Origin of the sequence: Pantoea sp. RIT-PI-b, assembly GCF_001187905.1 — a bacterium.
Taxonomy (GTDB): Bacteria; Pseudomonadota; Gammaproteobacteria; order Enterobacterales; family Enterobacteriaceae; genus Pantoea; species Pantoea nemavictus.
Genome location: NZ_LGIS01000026.1, coordinates 172,620 through 189,666 on the forward strand (window position 1 = coordinate 172,620; position 17,047 = coordinate 189,666).

At 54.6% G+C, this 17,047-nt stretch carries 14 protein-coding genes and 1 tRNA gene; 13 read left to right on the forward strand and 2 right to left on the reverse strand.

Annotated features, from left to right (window positions below):
* Positions 1-47 precede the first annotated feature (47 nt).
* From AC790_RS16850 to AC790_RS16865, 4 genes are all read left to right on the forward strand, one after another.
* Positions 48-1,247, forward strand: coding sequence for a M20 family metallopeptidase (locus AC790_RS16850; protein ID WP_049852514.1), 1,200 nt, complete (start codon positions 48-50; stop codon positions 1,245-1,247).
* 11 nt (positions 1,248-1,258) lie between these two features.
* Positions 1,259-2,563, forward strand: a complete 1,305-nt coding sequence (locus AC790_RS16855) for an NtaA/DmoA family FMN-dependent monooxygenase (RefSeq protein WP_049852515.1) — start codon at positions 1,259-1,261, stop codon at positions 2,561-2,563.
* Between the two features lie 197 nt (positions 2,564-2,760).
* Positions 2,761-3,105, forward strand: a complete 345-nt coding sequence (locus tag AC790_RS16860; protein WP_007890993.1) for a type II toxin-antitoxin system RelE/ParE family toxin — start codon at positions 2,761-2,763, stop codon at positions 3,103-3,105.
* A gap of 14 nt (positions 3,106-3,119) precedes the next feature.
* Positions 3,120-3,422 carry a helix-turn-helix domain-containing protein gene (locus tag AC790_RS16865; RefSeq protein ID WP_049852516.1) on the forward strand — a complete coding sequence of 101 codons (303 nt, stop codon included), beginning with the start codon at positions 3,120-3,122 and terminating at the stop codon, positions 3,420-3,422.
* A 153-nt stretch (positions 3,423-3,575) separates the two neighbouring features.
* On the opposite strand, the gene AC790_RS16870 is transcribed toward AC790_RS16865, so the two are convergent.
* Positions 3,576-4,154 (reverse strand): hypothetical protein, encoded by a 579-nt coding sequence (locus AC790_RS16870; protein ID WP_200902274.1) that lies wholly within the window; start codon positions 4,152-4,154, stop codon positions 3,576-3,578.
* Positions 4,155-4,619: 465 nt separating this feature from the next.
* Positions 4,620-4,695: transfer RNA gene (locus AC790_RS16875), tRNA-Asn, on the reverse strand.
* A gap of 507 nt (positions 4,696-5,202) precedes the next feature.
* Here AC790_RS16875 and AC790_RS16880 point away from each other — a divergent pair.
* From AC790_RS16880 to AC790_RS16920, 9 genes are all read left to right on the forward strand, one after another.
* Complete coding sequence (locus tag AC790_RS16880) at positions 5,203-6,126, forward strand: sugar ABC transporter substrate-binding protein (RefSeq protein WP_049852517.1); 924 nt, start codon at positions 5,203-5,205, stop codon at positions 6,124-6,126.
* Positions 6,127-6,159: 33 nt separating this feature from the next.
* The gene (locus AC790_RS16885) at positions 6,160-7,644 is read left to right on the forward strand and encodes a sugar ABC transporter ATP-binding protein (RefSeq protein WP_007890987.1); all 1,485 of its coding nucleotides are present in this window, start codon (positions 6,160-6,162) and stop codon (positions 7,642-7,644) included.
* A gap of 14 nt (positions 7,645-7,658) precedes the next feature.
* Complete coding sequence (locus AC790_RS16890) at positions 7,659-8,690, forward strand: ABC transporter permease (protein ID WP_049852518.1); 1,032 nt, start codon at positions 7,659-7,661, stop codon at positions 8,688-8,690.
* A gap of 643 nt (positions 8,691-9,333) precedes the next feature.
* Positions 9,334-10,251 (forward strand): nitrogen assimilation transcriptional regulator NAC, encoded by a 918-nt coding sequence (gene nac, locus AC790_RS16895; protein WP_007890984.1) that lies wholly within the window; start codon positions 9,334-9,336, stop codon positions 10,249-10,251.
* 340 nt (positions 10,252-10,591) lie between these two features.
* Complete coding sequence (gene cbl, locus AC790_RS16900; protein WP_008109354.1) at positions 10,592-11,551, forward strand: HTH-type transcriptional regulator Cbl; 960 nt, start codon at positions 10,592-10,594, stop codon at positions 11,549-11,551.
* A 157-nt stretch (positions 11,552-11,708) separates the two neighbouring features.
* Positions 11,709-13,166, forward strand: a complete 1,458-nt coding sequence (locus AC790_RS16905; RefSeq protein ID WP_049852519.1) for an NAD-dependent succinate-semialdehyde dehydrogenase — start codon at positions 11,709-11,711, stop codon at positions 13,164-13,166.
* A 418-nt stretch (positions 13,167-13,584) separates the two neighbouring features.
* On the forward strand, positions 13,585-15,054 hold the full coding sequence (locus tag AC790_RS16910; RefSeq protein WP_049852520.1) for an aldehyde dehydrogenase: 1,470 nt from the start codon (positions 13,585-13,587) through the stop codon (positions 15,052-15,054).
* Positions 15,055-15,082: 28 nt separating this feature from the next.
* Entirely contained in the window at positions 15,083-15,751 is a 669-nt protein-coding gene (locus tag AC790_RS16915; protein ID WP_049852521.1) for a haloacid dehalogenase type II, read from the forward strand.
* Positions 15,752-15,765: 14 nt separating this feature from the next.
* The gene (locus AC790_RS16920; protein WP_049852522.1) at positions 15,766-17,043 is read left to right on the forward strand and encodes an FAD-binding oxidoreductase; all 1,278 of its coding nucleotides are present in this window, start codon (positions 15,766-15,768) and stop codon (positions 17,041-17,043) included.
* Positions 17,044-17,047: the final 4 nt, after the last annotated feature.

Genomic DNA, 17,047 nt, shown 5'->3' on the forward strand with positions numbered 1-17,047 from the left:
CGTAGGGTCGCCATTTATGGCGACCGCATAGCAAAAGGAGAATGACTATGACGCTGAACGCCCTTCAGCTCACGCTTGAAAACAGCCTCGAACAGCACAGCGCCGCCTATCTCAAGGTCTCGCAGGCGATATTTCAAAACCCCGAAACCGGCAACAACGAGTATTTCGCCAGCGAACAGCTGACACAGCTGCTGACGGCGCAGGGTTTTGACGTCACCCGTAACGTCGCCGGACATGAAACCGCCTTCTATGCGGTGAAGCGCAGCAGCAAACCTGGCCCAACCATCGCTTTTCTGGCGGAATATGATGCGCTGATCGGTATCGGACACGCCTGCGGCCACAATCTGATCGGCACGACCAGCGTGGCGGCAGCAATCACACTTTCTCAGGTACTGGAAGAAACCGGTGGCCGCGTAGTGGTGCTGGGTACGCCAGCTGAAGAGGGCGGATTAGCCGGGCCGGGCGGCCCCAAAGGCAACGTGAAGAAACGCTTTGTCGAAGCCGGATTGATTAAAGAGGTCGACGTGGCGCTGATGGTGCATCCCGCCGGTAAAACCCGCTTGACCGAGTCAACGCTGGCCAACAATCACCTCTATTTTCATTTTTACGGCAAGCCATCGCATGCCGCCAGCGCGCCGCATGAGGGCATTAACGCGCTGGATGCCTTGGTGCTGCTGTACAACGGCATCAGCGTGCTGCGCCAGCAACTGCCCGACGGCGTGCGCGTGCACGGCATTATTACCAACGGCGGTCAGGCCCCGAACGTGATCCCGGAATATGCTTCGGCGCATTACTACATTCGCGCCGACAGCCGTGACGTTGTCGAATCACTCGAACCGCGTCTGCGCGCTATCGCTGAAGGCGTGGCGCTAGCCACCGGCACGCGCGTCGAGATTGATCATCAAATTGGCCCGCGCGATTTCAAACTCAATCCAGCGCTGGATGCGCTGCTGCTGGATGAGTTTAGCGCCGCAGGCGAACAGGTTGATCTGTCGCCACAGAAGAACAAAGTGTCGACCGATGCCGGTGACATCAGCCATGCGGTGCCGACTGCGCATCCGTGGCTGAAAATCGGTCCTGACGATCTAATTTTCCACACCGTGCCGTTCCGTGAAGCAGCGAACTCAGAACGCGGCTATCAGGCGCTGCTGATTGGCGCGCGGGTACTGGCGCGTACCGGCTTACGTCTGCTGACCGATGCGGATGCATTAACCAACGTCAAAGCGGATTTCGCGCGCCAGCCATAAAGGAGAGTGTTGTGTCGCAAACCTATCGCAGAAAATTGAAAACGCTGGTCGGCGCCAGCAGTGTTATCTCCGCCGCCAATGATGCTCAGCCAGGCGTCGGCATGGCACGCGCCATCGAACTGGCGAAGATTGCAGAACGCGAAAAGATTACCGGGCTGTTCACCGCCGATTTACTGCAAGCCGATCCGGCGGGGTTAGCCGGCACCACCGGCACCCAGGATCCGCTGATTGCGCTGGCGGCGTTGAGCCAGGTGACCTCACACATCGGGTTGATTGCCACCGTCAGCACCAGCTGGCTGCATCCCTACAATCTGGCGCGTCAGGTCGGCACGCTGGATCACATCAGCGGTGGACGTGCGGGCTGGAACGCGGTGACGTCTTCGGTCGGCGAAGAGAACTTTGGTGAAAGCCAACTGCCGCCACCGCAGGAGCGCTACGCGCGCGCCACTGAGTTTATTGAGGTCATGAATGCGCTGTATGACGCCAACGAACGCGCGGCGGTGCAGCGCACTGCCAGCGGCGGCATCCGTCTCGATCACCAAAAGCTGCATCCGATCAACTATCGCGGCGACTATTTCCAGGTGGCGGGCCCGCTCAACGTGCCACCACCACCGCAGCGCCGTCCGGTGCAGTTCCAGGCGGGCCAGTCTGAAGCGGGCGTGACGCTTGGCGCACGTTACGCCGAAGTGATTTACACCTCGCAGCCAACCTTTGAGGCCGCGCAGGCGTTTGTCGCCGATGTGCAGCAGCGCGCAAGGCGTTTTGGTCGCGAACACAATTCGCCGCTGATCATGAATTCGTTCCACGCCATCATTGGTGACAGCGACGCCGATGTGGCGCGTCGTGTACGCGATAAGCATGAGCGCATCAACATTGAACAAGGCAGATTACGCGTGGCAGATATGCTGGGCGGAGAGGTCGATCTGCGCGATGCGCCGCTTGACCAACCGCTTGCGGCAGCATTGATTCCCGAGTTGTCACAGGTGCATCGCCGCCAGGGGCGCGCGGCCATCTTCCGTGGCTATGCGCTGGAAGGATTGACGTTACGCGAGCTGATCATCAAAGCCGAAGAGACCGGTCACTGGTTTGTCGCTGGCACGCCGGAAACGCTGGCGGATGCCATTGAACAGCGCTATCGGGCCGGCGTGCTGGATGTGATTTCACTGCACGGCCTCGGGCAGCCGGACCAACAGGATTTACTGCTTAACGGACTGCTGCCGGAACTGCGTCGCCGCCAACTGATTGATACGGATTATGTGGGTAATGATTTCCGCAGCAGTCTGGAGCTGGCGGATTTACCACGCGGCATCGATTAATCAGCGCTGTTTTTCGTGCGGTGCGCATTAATGCAATGCGCATCTTGCTATTGGTCGCCATAAACAGCGACCTTTCATTTTGGAATCTATCTCCACACTTCTATTCACCCCTAATGCATCTGTTGTCTAATCACGCCACACTTCGATTATCGCTTTACACCTATATAGCATTTAACCTATATTGATGAGAGGTAATTGTGTGGAAGATTGAAACAACCGACAGATTTGATCGCTGGCTGATGTCGCTTGATGATACTGACCGAGCTTGTGTGCTGGCAGGGCTTATCGTTTTGCGAGAGAAAGGTCCGGGTCTATGCAGACCTTACGCAGATACGATTAAAGGTTCTCGTTATAGCAACATGAAAGAACTGCGAGTACAGAGTAAAGGCGATCCTATTCGGGCATTCTTCGCGTTCGACCGTTGGCGGACAGGTATTGTCCTTTGTGCTGGCTGCAAAGTAGGCAATGAAAAGCGCTTTTATGCTGAGATGATTCCATTGGCCGACCGAGAGTTTACCGAGTACTTAGATAACAAGAGATGAAAAGGAGAGAGGCGATGGGCAGAACGCTAGAACAGATCCTTGCAGATGAAAAGCCTGAAGTGGTTGCCGAAGCTAAGGCTGTGGCGGAAGAGACCTTACTCAACATTCATTTGGCGGAGCTGCGGGAGAAAGTGCAGAAAACCCAGGTGGAAATGGCACAGGCGCTTAATATCAAGCAACCCACCGTTGCTGGCATGGAAAAGCCGGGCCGCGACCTTAAGCTTTCAACGCTGAAGCGCTATATCGAAGCAGCGGGAGGGAAACTGCGTCTGGATATCGAATTGCCGGACGGTTCACATTACGAATTTGTGGTGTAACGTCAAATGATCTTAGCAATCATACAGCGGTTATAAATAAGGTCGCTCAGATCTACCAGAGCGGCCTTTGCAGTAATAAGACATTGCGTATTTGGCCTGTAAATCTACGAGGCAATAACATCATTTAAGATTTATGGATTGTGACCAAATTCGTTAAGAAGGATAAGCCTGAGCAATATTGGCATCTTTCATCATCGTTAACTGAGCAGTGATATCCGTTAATACGTATAAATCTCGTCTACGTGTCCAGGGCTGGTCGGAAAGTTCGTCGTACCATACCGGTAGTTTAATTTCCTGCGGGGCAAAAGCGGATATCTGACGGGCCTTGCACGTCATTATACAACGCTTAACATGATCGCGATGACCAATGACGGCCGTTTGCTTTAGAGCCGAGGGGGCGCCATTAAAATGCTTATTAATAATGTCTGCCGCAACGCCATCGGTACTCAAATAAACGAGTTTTCCATTATCGATAATCGGTTCAACAGAGATAATATCAGTAGATGAAATATCTGCGTAAGCTGGCGTATTAAGGTGACGTGCAATTTCCCATTGTACGTACATTGGCATGGGCTTTTTACGCCAGACTTCCGCACAGCAGCGCGCTAGCTCCGCATTCATTGGTCCCGGCTCGGCAAGCTGATTAGGATCACCTGATGCATTTGGACGATTACCAAATGCGAAAGCAATAAGGGTGCTGGCTTCAGATATCGGTCGGGTCGGCGGTGTCATATTAAAGTTAGCCTCCATAATATAGGGGCTAATATTCTGACGGTAGACTCATCATTTAATTCTTCGCTGAGCTTATCACTAACGATTTTGTTCATTCGTTTACTGGAAGTTTGATTGCTGGCAACCGATTGACAACCAGTTAAAACCATTGTCGCTGGCAAAGTTAATAATCCCATAGCCATCTTACGTCTGGTTATATCCATTTCCCTTCGCTCCAGGTACATAATCAAAGAGCGAAAACTATACGATGATTTTCCTTTTTTTAGAAATAGCTGATTAAATTAATGCGATTTATGACACATTTAAGGCATTGTGATTTTTATTGTCTGAGGAATTTCATTCAGAAATAACCTGGATTAATACGGGGGACCAGACGAGATTATTGAATAACGATCAGATTAGAATTTTAGAATGACAGAAAACACAAAATCCCGCTCAGGTTTCCCTGAGCGGGATTTTTGAATTTGGCTCCTCTGACTGGACTCGAACCAGTGACATACGGATTAACAGTCCGCCGTTCTACCGACTGAACTACAGAGGAATCGTGTGAACGAGGCGCATATTATCGATGCCGATCCCCATTGTCAAAGCCCGACTGCACACTTTTGGTTTAAGTGCGCGTAAAAGCAGCGGAATGCTGCTTTTCTGGCTTGAATGATCAGATTCTAAACTGCCAGCAAGATCTCACTTTAAACGCAATTCTGGTGAGATGTTAGAGGCGTGTCAAAGTTTTGTTATTTGCCGATTTTAAAACAATCATTTCAGTGCTTTTATGATGAAAGTTTCAAATGTCAGTTAGATGAAATAAATGAACTGCTTATCATCACCTGCGAAACCACTTGCGGTAACTGAAACAGGATTTCGAAAATAAGTAGCTGATAAAGATTAAGTTGTAAGAAACGACGATAGCAAACCGATAGCGTTAGACCAGAAGCCTTACCTCTACAACCACAAAAAAAACGCCAGCGATGTTGAGTGAATGTAAAAGATATTTTTCATTCGTGGTATCAGCCAACCTGAGCTTGTTAACGAAAAAGAAGGGTTACCTATGAAATTCAAAAAAGCGTTAGTGACTTCCCTGTTAGCTTGCATGTTACCTGCCGCAGTGATGGCAAAAGACCTTCAGGTGGGCGTTTCTATGGCGCTGTTTGATGACAACTTCCTCACTATTCTGCGCACCGCAATGCAAAAAGAGATGACCAAAGATGGCATTAAAGGTCAGGTCGAAGATGCAAAGGGTGACGTTTCACAACAGCTGCAGCAGGTGCAGAACTTCATCGGTCAGGGCGTTGACGCCATCATCGTCAACCCGGTCGATACCAACGCGGTGAAACCACTGGTGGATGCGGCAGCGAAAGCCGGCGTGCCGCTGGTATTTGTGAACCGTAAACCGGCGGGTGAGCTGAAAGATAAAATGGCGTTTGTCGGTTCAGATTCTGAACTGGCAGGCCGTCTGCAGATGGAAGCGTTAGCCAAGAAGATGAACGGCAAAGGCAACGTGGCGATTCTGTTAGGCGATTTGGCCAATGAATCCACCCGCGAACGCACCAAAGGTGTTGAAGCGGTAGTGGCGAAATATCCGGACATCAAAGTGGTGCAGAAACAGACCGCGAAATTCACCCGTAACGATGCGGTTGACGTGGTGAGTAACTGGCTGACCGCCGGTGACGACATCCAGGCCATTGCCTCAAACAACGATGAAATGGCGATTGGTGCGCTGCAGGCGCTGGGTAAAAACCCAAATCACATCCTGGTTGCGGGTGTCGATGGTACGCCCGATGCGCTGCAAATGATCAAGAACGACAAAATGGTCGCTAGCGTGTTCCAGGACGCTAAGGGCCAGGGTGAAGGTGCGGTGCAAACTGCGGTCAAACTGATTAACGGCGAGAAAGTGCAAAAAGTGGTCGATATCCCGTTCCAGCTGATCACCAAAGAAAACTACGAAAAATTCGCCAGCCAGAATCAGAAATAACCCGTTCCCGACTTAGCCGTACGGAGGTGATGTATGACCGCTTTTGCGCTTGAAGCCGAAGGCATCAGCAAGTTCTTCCCCGGAGTGAAGGCACTCGACAATGTCTCACTGCGTATTAAACCGGGGTCGGTACATGCCCTGATGGGTGAAAATGGCGCGGGCAAATCCACTTTAATGAAATGCCTTATCGGGATGTATCGTCCCGATAAGGGCACCATTCGCATTAAAGGGGAGCCAGTGCAGTTTCAGGACACCATGGATGCGTTACGTTCCGGCATCTCCATGATTCATCAGGAGCTCAATCTGGTGCCTCACATGACCGTGGCTGAAAACATTTGGCTCGGTCGCGAACCGATGAAGTACGGCTTTGTTGATCACGGCAAGCTGAATAAGCAGACGCAGGAATTACTCAATAGACTGAATATCCGTCTGAAAGCCGATCGTATGGTCGGCGAGCTGAGTATCGCTTCACAGCAGATGGTGGAAATTGCGAAAGCGGTGTCGTGGAATTCGGACATCGTGATTATGGATGAACCGACGTCGGCCCTGACGGAAACCGAAGTGGCGCATCTGTTCACCATCATCCGCGACCTGCGTGAGCAGGGCAAAGCCATCATCTATATCAGCCATAAGATGGACGAGATTTTCGCTATTACCGATGAGATCAGTATCTTCCGCGACGGTGCGTGGGTCGGTAGCAATAACACCAGCGAGTATACCCGCCAATCGCTGATTACTCAGATGGTAGGACGCGAACTGACCCAGCTGTTCCCGAAATTTAACGGTGAAATTGGCGAAGATGTGCTGACGGTGCGCAACCTGACCTGCAAAGATCGCTTCACCGACATCAACTTCACGGTGCGCAAAGGCGAAATCCTCGGCGTGGCCGGACTGGTTGGCGCCGGACGCAGCGAAGTGATGGAAAGCCTGTTCGGCATGGAGAGTTTCGATAGCGGTGAAATTCTGATTGATGGTGTGCCGGTCAAGATCGATTCGCCGTCCACGGCGATTGAGAAGGGCATGGCGTTCCTGACGGAAGATCGTAAAAAGTCGGGGCTGTTCCTGGTGTTGTCGGTGATGGAGAACATGAGCATCGTCAACATGCCTGATTACACCCATAAAAGCGGTTTTGTCAGCCACATCAAAATGGCGCAGGACTGCATGGATCAGATTCGCAAGCTGAATATCAAAACCCCGACTATGGATCAGATCATCAATAACCTCAGCGGCGGTAACCAGCAGAAGGTGCTGATTGCCCGCTGGCTGCTGGCGCAACCGAAGATCCTGATTCTCGACGAGCCAACGCGCGGCATTGACGTTGGTGCAAAAGCAGAGATTTATCGCTTAATCAGTGAACTGGCAAACCGCGGCGTGGCCATCATCATGGTGTCGTCCGAACTGCCAGAAATTCTCGGCATGAGCGACCGCGTGATGGTTATGCACGGCGGACGTATAACCGGCATCCTCGATAAAGAAGAGGCCAATCAGGAATCCATTTTGTCGTTGGCATCCGAGTGAGGCGTGAGACACCTATGAGTAACGTAAAAATTACGGCCCCGCAGGCCGCAGAACAGAGTTCTTTTTTTGGTAACCTGCGTCATAAGTTGCCAAAAGATACCGGGATTTTTGTTGTCATGTTGGGCATTGCCCTGATCTTTGAAATTGCCGGTTGGTACGTGCGTGACCAATCTTTCCTGATGAACACTAACCGCCTGGTGCTGATTATTCTGCAGGTGGCGATTATCGGTATTATTGCGGTCGGCGTGACGCAAGTCATTATCACCACCGGTATCGACCTGTCGTCTGGTTCGGTTATTGCCTTAACGGCCGTGGTCGCGGCCAGTCTGGCGCAAACCTCTGACAGCTTGTCGCCGATGTATCCATCGCTGGTTAACCTGCCGGCAGTGATCCCGATTGTCGCCGGGATTGGCGTGGGGCTGTTGTGTGGCGTGATGAACGGCGTGCTGATTACCAAAACCGGTATTCCACCGTTTATCGCCACGCTCGGTATGATGGTCTCTGCGCGCGGTCTGGCGCAGTACTACACGCAGGGTAACCCAATTAGTTTCCTGTCAGATGGCTTCACCTCCATTGGCCAGGGCGGCATGCCGGTGATTATCTTCCTGGTCGTCGCGTTCCTGTTCCACATTGCGCTGAAACACACCCGCTACGGCAAATATGTCTACGCGATTGGCGGCAACATGACCTCCGCCAAAGTCTCGGGTATCAATGTTAATAAGTACCTGATCATCGTCTACACCATTGCGGGTGCACTCTCAGGCCTGGCCGGTGTCGTGCTGGCGGCACGTGTCAGTAGCGGCCAGTCAAGTATGGGAATGGCCTACGAGCTGGACGCCATCGCCGCAGCGGTTATCGGCGGCAGCAGCCTGATGGGCGGCGTCGGACGCATCACCGGTACGCTGATTGGTGCGGTGATTCTTGGCCTGATTAAGAGCGGCTTCACCTTTGTTGGGGTGGATGCTTATGTGCAGGACATTATTAAAGGCATCATCATCGTCGCTGCAGTGTCCATTGATATGCACCGCAACCGCAAAAAACGCTGATACGCTTCATACTTCGCGCTGTAGCGGCGTTGGCTGCGAAAATTCACCCCGGTCACATAGTGAACTATGCTCCCGGGGCTGAATTTTCTGGCCGCCTTGCTACAGCGCGAATTATTTTGCGTATCAAGAATGTGCACAATCGGTTCCCTCTCCCGCGAGCGGGAGAGGGTTAGGGTGAGGGACAGCGCGCACATAACGCAATATTCCCATTCGGTCGGTTCCCTCTCCCGCGTGCGGGAGAGGGTTAGGGTGAGGGACAGCACGCACCGCCCCACATAAGTTTTCCTGCTGGTTAATTACCTTCTTTCCTGCTCGATCTCTTTCGTTATCGCTATTTCTGCCCGTTTCCGGCTACTTCTGCACCACATCCTCTCATTGAGCCATCACTTTTTTGCACGCCTGCCTCGCATTTCCTGCCCCATCGCGGTGCAATGCGCTGAAATCCTAATCCGTTTGCGTCATCTCTCGCGCTTATTAACTCCTTCGAGGTAATCACAAATGCTTATTTTCCGTGCCTTTAGGAAAAATCCGCTAATACTTTTCTGCGTCCCTAACAAACCTGGCCTGCATATTGCAACTTCATGAACATAAGCCAGCAGGCTGAAACACCCAACCTGGGTATTCGGGGATTGACGGAGGCAACATGAATTTAAGACGACTCAAGTACTTTGTAAAAATCGTCGATATCGGCAGCCTGACTCAGGCAGCAGAAGTGCTGCACATCGCGCAGCCTGCGCTTAGCCAGCAGGTCGCTACGCTGGAAAATGAACTCGATCAGCAATTGCTGATCCGCACCAAGCGCGGCGTGACGCCAACCGAAGCCGGTAAAATTCTCTATGCCCACGCCCGCACTATTCTGCGTCAGTGTGAACAGGCGCAAACGGCAGTGATCAATGCCGGGCAGGCGTTGAACGGTCAGGTGTCTATCGGCTTAGCGCCGGGCACCGCTGCATCCTCGCTCACTATGCCGCTGCTGCAAACGGTACGTGAACAGTTCCCGGATGTGCTGGTGTATCTACACGAAAACAGCGGCTCGTCGCTGAATGAAAAGGTGATGAACGGCCAGCTGGATATGGCAGTGCTGTATGACCGTGCGCCAACCGCAGGCATCAACAGCATTCCATTAATGAAAGAAGAGCTGTATCTGGTGGGCGCAACGGCATGTCCGGGTGCCAGCGTTGATCTGGCTGAAGTGGCGCAGATGAGCCTGTTCCTGCCACGCGACTACAGCGCGGTGCGTAAACGCGTTGATGAAGCCTTCTCGCTGCGTCGCCTCAGTGCGCGCATCATCGGCGAAATTGAATCAATCTCCACCCTTACCGCTGCCGTAGCCAGCGGCATGGGCGTCACGGTGCTGCCAGAGTCTGCCGCACGTGCGTTAGTGAGTTCCACGCATGCGTGGATGGCGCGGATTAACAGCCCGTCGCTGAATCTGCCGCTGTCGTTAAATATTTCTGCCCGTTTGCCGCTGTCGCCATCGGCGCAGGCAGTGAAGAATATCCTGCTGTCGCTGTTGAATAAGCCGATGGTGGAAGATCGTGAATTGATGTTGGTGGGTTGAGTTAGTCGCACTTTTCCCCTCACCCTAACCCTCTCCCGCAGACGGGAGAGGGAACCGATCCAGCCCTTCCACAGCAAAATTGATCACCTCACAAACCCGTTCCCCATCTTGCAGATGGGAGAGGGAACTGATCCAGCCTTTTTAACTCGCATTAATCACCTTACCCATTAGCCGCACCGTCGGCTCCCTCGCCCGCTTGCGGGAGAGGGCTGGGGTGAGGGCGTCTCTCAAACCCTCCCTTATTACTATTCCGCATAACACACCGTTTTTTATTATTTGTTGCGATGACACCAACTTCATAACATGGATGAAACAGGGGCAGGAACCAGGAGAAAAGGGTGTGAATTTCCAGCAACTTAAAATTATACGTGAAGCGGCCCGTTGCGAGTTCAACCTGACCGAAGTGGCGAATACGCTGTTTACCTCCCAATCCGGGGTGAGCCGCCATATTCGCGATCTGGAAGATGAACTGGGCGTGGAAATTTTTATTCGTCGTGGCAAGCGGCTATTAGGAATGACGGAACCGGGCAAAGCACTGTTGACCATTGCTGAGCGCATCCTTGATGAAGCGGGTAAAGTTCGTCGCTTAGCGGATGTGTTTACCAATGAAACCAGCGGTGTACTGACCATCGCCACCACGCATACGCAGGCGCGTTACAGCCTGCCGCGGGTGATCAAAGCCTTCCGCCAGCTCTATCCCAACGTACGTCTTGAGCTGAATCAGGGATCGCCGCAGGAGATCGTAGCGATGCTGCTGGCCGGTGAAGCCGATATCGGTATCGCTTCCGAGCAGTTGGTGAATAACAGCAGTCTCGCGGCGTTTCCGTGGTTCAGCTGGCACCACTCGCTATTGGTGCCGCACGACCATGAGTTGCTGCAGCATCAGCCGGTGACGCTCGCCAGTCTGAGCCGCTATCCGCTGATCACCTATCGTCAGGGCATTACCGGCCGTTCGCGCGTCGATCGTGCATTCCAGGCGGCAGGACTCAGACCGGATATCGTGCTCAGCGCCCAGGACTCTGACGTGGTTAAAACCTACGTTGAATTGGGTCTCGGCGTCGGCATCCTCGCCGATCAGGCGTGCGATATTTATGAAGGTGAAGACCTGGTAAAAATTGATACGCATCATCTGTTTGATGCCAACACCGTGTGGCTCGGCCTGAAGCGGGGTCAATTACAGCGCAACTATGTGTGGCAGTTCCTTGAGCTGTGTAACGCCAATCTGTCACTGGAGGAGATCAAACGTCAGGCGCTCTCTTACGAAACCGAGAACGAACCGGCTATCGATTTCCAGATTTAAGCGGCTTTCCGGTCGCCACAAAGGCGACCGAATCCCACAGCATAAAATTTCTTTTCCCACCGCAAAACAGACGTCAATCAACATTCCCTCCAGCAGAAAAACATCCTGCGCTGTCGCGTCACGTTACAGTGAAATGACGAAGATACAGGGGATTGTCATGTCGCGAATTCAACTCAAAGATCCGGAACTACTGCGCCAGCAGGCGCTGTTTGGCGGTCGCTGGCAGGATGCGCATCAGGGCGCAACGCTACCGGTGATCGATCCTGCCACTCAACAGCCGATAGCCACCATTCCCGCATTGGGTGCGGCGGAAACCGAGCAGGCGATAGATTATGCCGAATCGGTGCGGGTGAGCTGGGGTAAAACGCCCAACGCCACGCGCGCTGCGCTACTGGAGAAGTGGCATCAGCTGATTATTGCTAATGCCGATGACCTGGCGATCATCATGACCGCCGAGCAGGGTAAACCGCTGGCGGAAGCCAAAGGCGAAGTGCTGTACGGGGCCAGCTTCGTCAAGTGGTTCGCCGAAGAGGCGCGACGCATCTATGGCGACACCATTCCGGCACCGAGCGAAGATCGCCGCATTCTGGTGCTGAAGCAGCCGGTGGGCGTGGCCGCAGCCATCACGCCGTGGAACTTCCCGATAGCGATGATCACCCGCAAAGTAGCGCCCGCGCTGGCGGCCGGTTGCCCGATTATCGTTAAACCCTCTGAACTCACGCCGCTGTCGGCGCTGGCGCTGGCGGTGTTAGCCGAACGCGCCGGATTCCCGAGCGGTGTGCTGCAGGTGCTCACCGGCCTGCCGACCGACATCGGCAGCACGCTCACCGCCAGCCGCACGGTGCGCAAAATATCCTTTACCGGTTCCACCCGCGTGGGGCAGCTGCTAATGCAGCAGAGTGCAGACAGCATTAAGCGTCTGAGCCTCGAGCTGGGCGGCAACGCGCCGCTGATTGTGTTCGATGATGCCGATCTCGATGTCACCATTGCTGGCGTGATGGCGAGTAAATTCCGCAACGCTGGACAAACCTGCGTCTGCGCCAATCGCATTCTGGTGCAGCGCGGCATCTACCAGCGCTTCAGTGAACGCTTGTTACAGGCGGTGGCGGCGCTCAAAGTCGGCGACGGCTTTGCGCCCGACAGCACTATCGGGCCGTTGATCAACGATCGCGCAGTTGAGAAAGTTAACAGCCATATCGACGATGCGCTCAGCCAGGGCGCGACCTTGCTGCACGGCGGCATCAGCGCGCCGAACGGCACCTTTGTCGAGCCAACGGTGCTAGGCAATGTCACCAGCAGCATGCGGATTGCGCATGAAGAGACCTTTGGTCCGGTCGCGCCGCTGTTTATCTTTGATAGCGAAGAGGAAGCGATCCGTATGGCGAATGACACGCCTTATGGACTTGGCGCCTATTTCTTCACCGAAAATATTCGCCGGGCATGGCGCGTGGCGGAATCACTGGAATTTGGCATGGTCGGCTTTAATACCGGTGCAATATCATTAGATGCCGCACCTTTTGGCGGAATTAAATTATCTGGATTAGGCCGTGAAGGATCGCGATACGGAATAGAAGAGTATCTGGAACAAAAAACCTTTCATATTGGCAGTCTTTAAAATCAACAACGCGCGATAAATCGCGCCGCTACAAATACCTGCACTTATCGTAGCGGCGCAATTTATTGCGCGATCCTATAAACATAAACAGCGCCGCAGCCTCAGGTTCGCGGCGCTGTTTATTTGTGCGCCGCGTCATACTTTCCCGCTTATCCCCGTTTTAGTGCAAGTTTCATGCGAGTTGCACCGCTGCGGCGCACGAAGTTTGTGAGATAAATCATCTGTTTATTCCTTCGGCAATTCCGCAAAATTTCGCTCATCAATACGGCAGAAAATTTCTTAGCACCGTTTTTTACGCATTTTTATTTTTTAGCTGGCTGGCATACTTTCTGCATTAGCTTATTAGCGTGGCAGAAAAACGCAGTGCAAATCGTTAATTAGCGCGTCTGTGATGGGTGTAACAAATAAGGAATTTTCCATGTTAAGTTTCGACCCTGAAAAAGTTTTACTTCCTGCCGGTCATTATATTGGCGGGCAACATCTTAAGACGGCGGGCGCGCTGTTTGCCGTTAAGCGTCCGTCCGATGGCAAAGTCTATGCCGAACTGAGCGAAGCGCAGAGTGAGGATGTCGATCGTGCCGTCACCACCGCGCATCAGGCGCTCAAAACCAGCGGCTGGAGCAGCTGTGCTCCTCGTGCCAGAGGTAAAATTCTGCGTCGCTGGGCCGATCTGATTGAAAACGACTCTTTACTCGCCCAGCTCGAATCGCTCGGTTCTACGCGCCCGATCAGCGATGTCATCCAGCACGAAATTCCTTTCACCGCCGAAGCCATCCGTTTCTACGCCGAGTGCGCCGACAAATACAGCGGCGACCTGTTCCCGACTCAGGAGAGCAGCCTCGGCATGTTGATTGCTGAGCCCTATGGCGTGATCGGCGCCATTACGCCGTGGAATTTCCCGCTGTCGATGGCGTCATGGAAGTGCGGCCCGGCGCTGGCCGCAGGCAATGCGGTGGTGCTGAAACCTTCTGAGTTAACGCCATTCTCCACCGTGCGCATGGCCGAGCTGGCGGTGCAGGCCGGCTTACCGGCAGGCGTACTGAATATCGTGCAGGGCAGCGGGGCGGTAACCGGCAGCGCGCTGGTGACGCATCCGCTGGTGCGCAAAGTCTCCTTTACCGGCTCAACCGCGACCGGCGCACGCATCATGGGCGATGTGGCGCAGCACGGCATGAAACCGGTGACGCTGGAGCTGGGCGGCAAAAGTCCGCAGCTGGTGTTTGATGATGCTGGCGATATCGACGTACTGGCGCAGCGAATTCTGCGCGGCTTCACCGCCAACGGCGGCCAGGCGTGCGTCGCTGGCACCCGTCTGATTGTGCAGCGCGGCATTGCGCAGCCGTTGCTGGATCGTCTGGTGGCGCTGTGTCAGCAACCGCGCCCGGGCGTCACCTGGCAGGAGAGCAGCCGCTATGCGCCGCTGATTGATGAGCGCCAGGGCAAAAAAGTGGCCTCGGTGATTGCCGATGCCAAAGCGCAGGGTGCTGAAGTGCTGGTGGGAGGCGAACGCTTCGCCGACACCGCAGAAGGCTGGTTCTGGCAGCCAACGCTGCTGTGCGCTGTCGCTAACGATAATCCGGCGGTGCAGCAGGAAATTTTTGGCCCGGTGCTCACCGTGCAGCAGTTTGACGACGAAGAGGAGGGGCTGGCACTGGCGGCGCACGAAACCTACGGCCTGTGCGCCGGCGTGCATACGCTGAGCCTGCCGCGCGCCCTGCGATCGGTGCGCGCGCTGGAGTCCGGCACCGTGTGGGTCAATCGCTATGGCCGCTCCGGCGATTTCATTATCCCGACCGGCGGTTTTCTCGGCTCGGGCATTGGCAAGGATCTGGGACGTCAGGCATTCCAGGCCTGTCAGCGCCAGAAGAGTGTGTTAATCGATTTCTAATTTATCTCCCTAACCGCGAGGTCGCTTCATGGCACTGTTTAAACCGAAATTCATCACCTTTGATTGTTATGGCACGCTGATCAATTTTGATATGGCGGGTGCAGCCGAACGCTGCTTTAAAGATCGCGTAGCGCCGCAGGAGATGCTGGCCTTCACCACCGATTTCGCCCGCTACCGTCGCGACGAAGTGCTCGGCGCGTGGAAGCCGTACTACGCGGTGGTCAGCGATGCGTTAGAGCGCACCTGTAAAAAATGGGGCGTGCAGTGGAGCAAAGCGGACAGCGATTTTATCTACACCGACTGCGCCACCTGGGGTCCACATCCTGACGTGCCCGCCGGCTTAGCCAAAGTGGCCAAAGAATTCCCGCTGGTGCTGCTCACCAACTCTATGAAAGACCTGATTCCCCACCACGTGCCACGTCTCGGCGCACCGATTCACATGACCATCACCGCCGAAGAAGTCGGCGCGTATAAGCCGCAGATGAAAGGCTTCGAGTACATGCTGGATAAGCTGAACTGCGGCCCCGAAGAGATTCTGCACGTCTCATCGAGCCTGCGTTACGACCTGATGACCTGTCACGACATGGGCATTAAAAACAAGGTGTGGGTCAATCGCGGTCACGATCCGGCTAATCCGGCGTATGAATACACCGAAATCAGCGATATCGGCGGACTGCCCGCTGTGGTTGGACTGTAAACCTGGAGGCGGCGATGAAACTCGAATCATTCTGGCAAGCCACCGCGCCAATGTTTAGTGGCGCAGCGACCGGCCCGCTCCCGAGCGTAGCCGATGTGGTGGTGATTGGCGGGGGCTTTACCGGCGTCTCGACGGCGCTCAACCTGGCGCGCAGCGGCATCAATGTGGTGCTGCTGGAGAGCGGCGAGGTGATGAGCCAGGCATCGGCACGCAACGGCGGGCACTGCAATACCGGCGTGGCGCAGAACTTTGCCTCACTGGTGGAGAGCCAGGGAATCGAGCAGGCCAGCCGCTTCTATCGTGCCTACGACGACGCGGTGAGCTATGTCGAACAGCTGGTGCACGACGAGCAGATTGATTGTGATTTCCGCCTGTGCGGCAAACTGAAATTGGCCAGTAAAGCCTCGCATTTTCCCGGTCTGCGCAGCGCGTGGCAGTTGATGCGCGACACCGTCGACCCGGAAATCGAACTGATTAGCAAAGATGAGATTCGCCGTGAAGTGGGCAGCGACGCCTTTCACGGCGGCCTGCTGCAGAAGCGCGGCGGCCAGATGCACATGGGCAAGTTTGGCATTGGCCTGGCAGAAGCCGCCGCGCGCAGCGGGGCGAAGATCTTCCCGCATCACGCGGTCACCGGTTTAGCCCGTCTTGACGGTTATCGCCACCGCGTCACCACCGCGCACGGCGAGATCGTTGCCGACAAAGTGATGATGGCTACCGGCGTCTCTAACGAAGGCCCGTTCCCGTGGTTCCAGCGCCGTATCGTGCCGGTTGGCAGTTTTATTGTGGTCACCGAACCGCTCGGCGATGCAGTGATCAATCAGGTGTTGCCACAGGATCGCACTTACGTGACCTCGCTGAATATCGGCAACTACTTCCGTACCACCGCCGATCGTCGGCTGGTGTTTGGCGGTCGTGCCCGTTTTGCCGTCAGCAATCCTACCTCCGATACGCGCAGTGGCGACGTGCTGCGGGCGGCGATGACCGCGCTCTTCCCGCAGCTGGGCAAGTCACGCATCGATTACTGCTGGGGCGGCATGGTGGATATGACCGCCGACCGTTTGCCGCACGCCGGTGAACAAGACGGCGTGTTTTATTCGATGGGCTACAGCGGCCACGGTACGCAGATGTCGGTGTGGATGGGCCGCGTGATGGCCGATCTGCTGGCGGAAAAACGTAACGAAAATCCCTGGCAGCGCGATACCTGGCCTGCGCTGCCCGGTTACCACGGTAAGCCGTGGTTTTTGCCCCTGGCGGGCTTGTATTACAAAGCCAAGGACCGGCTGTCGTAAGAAC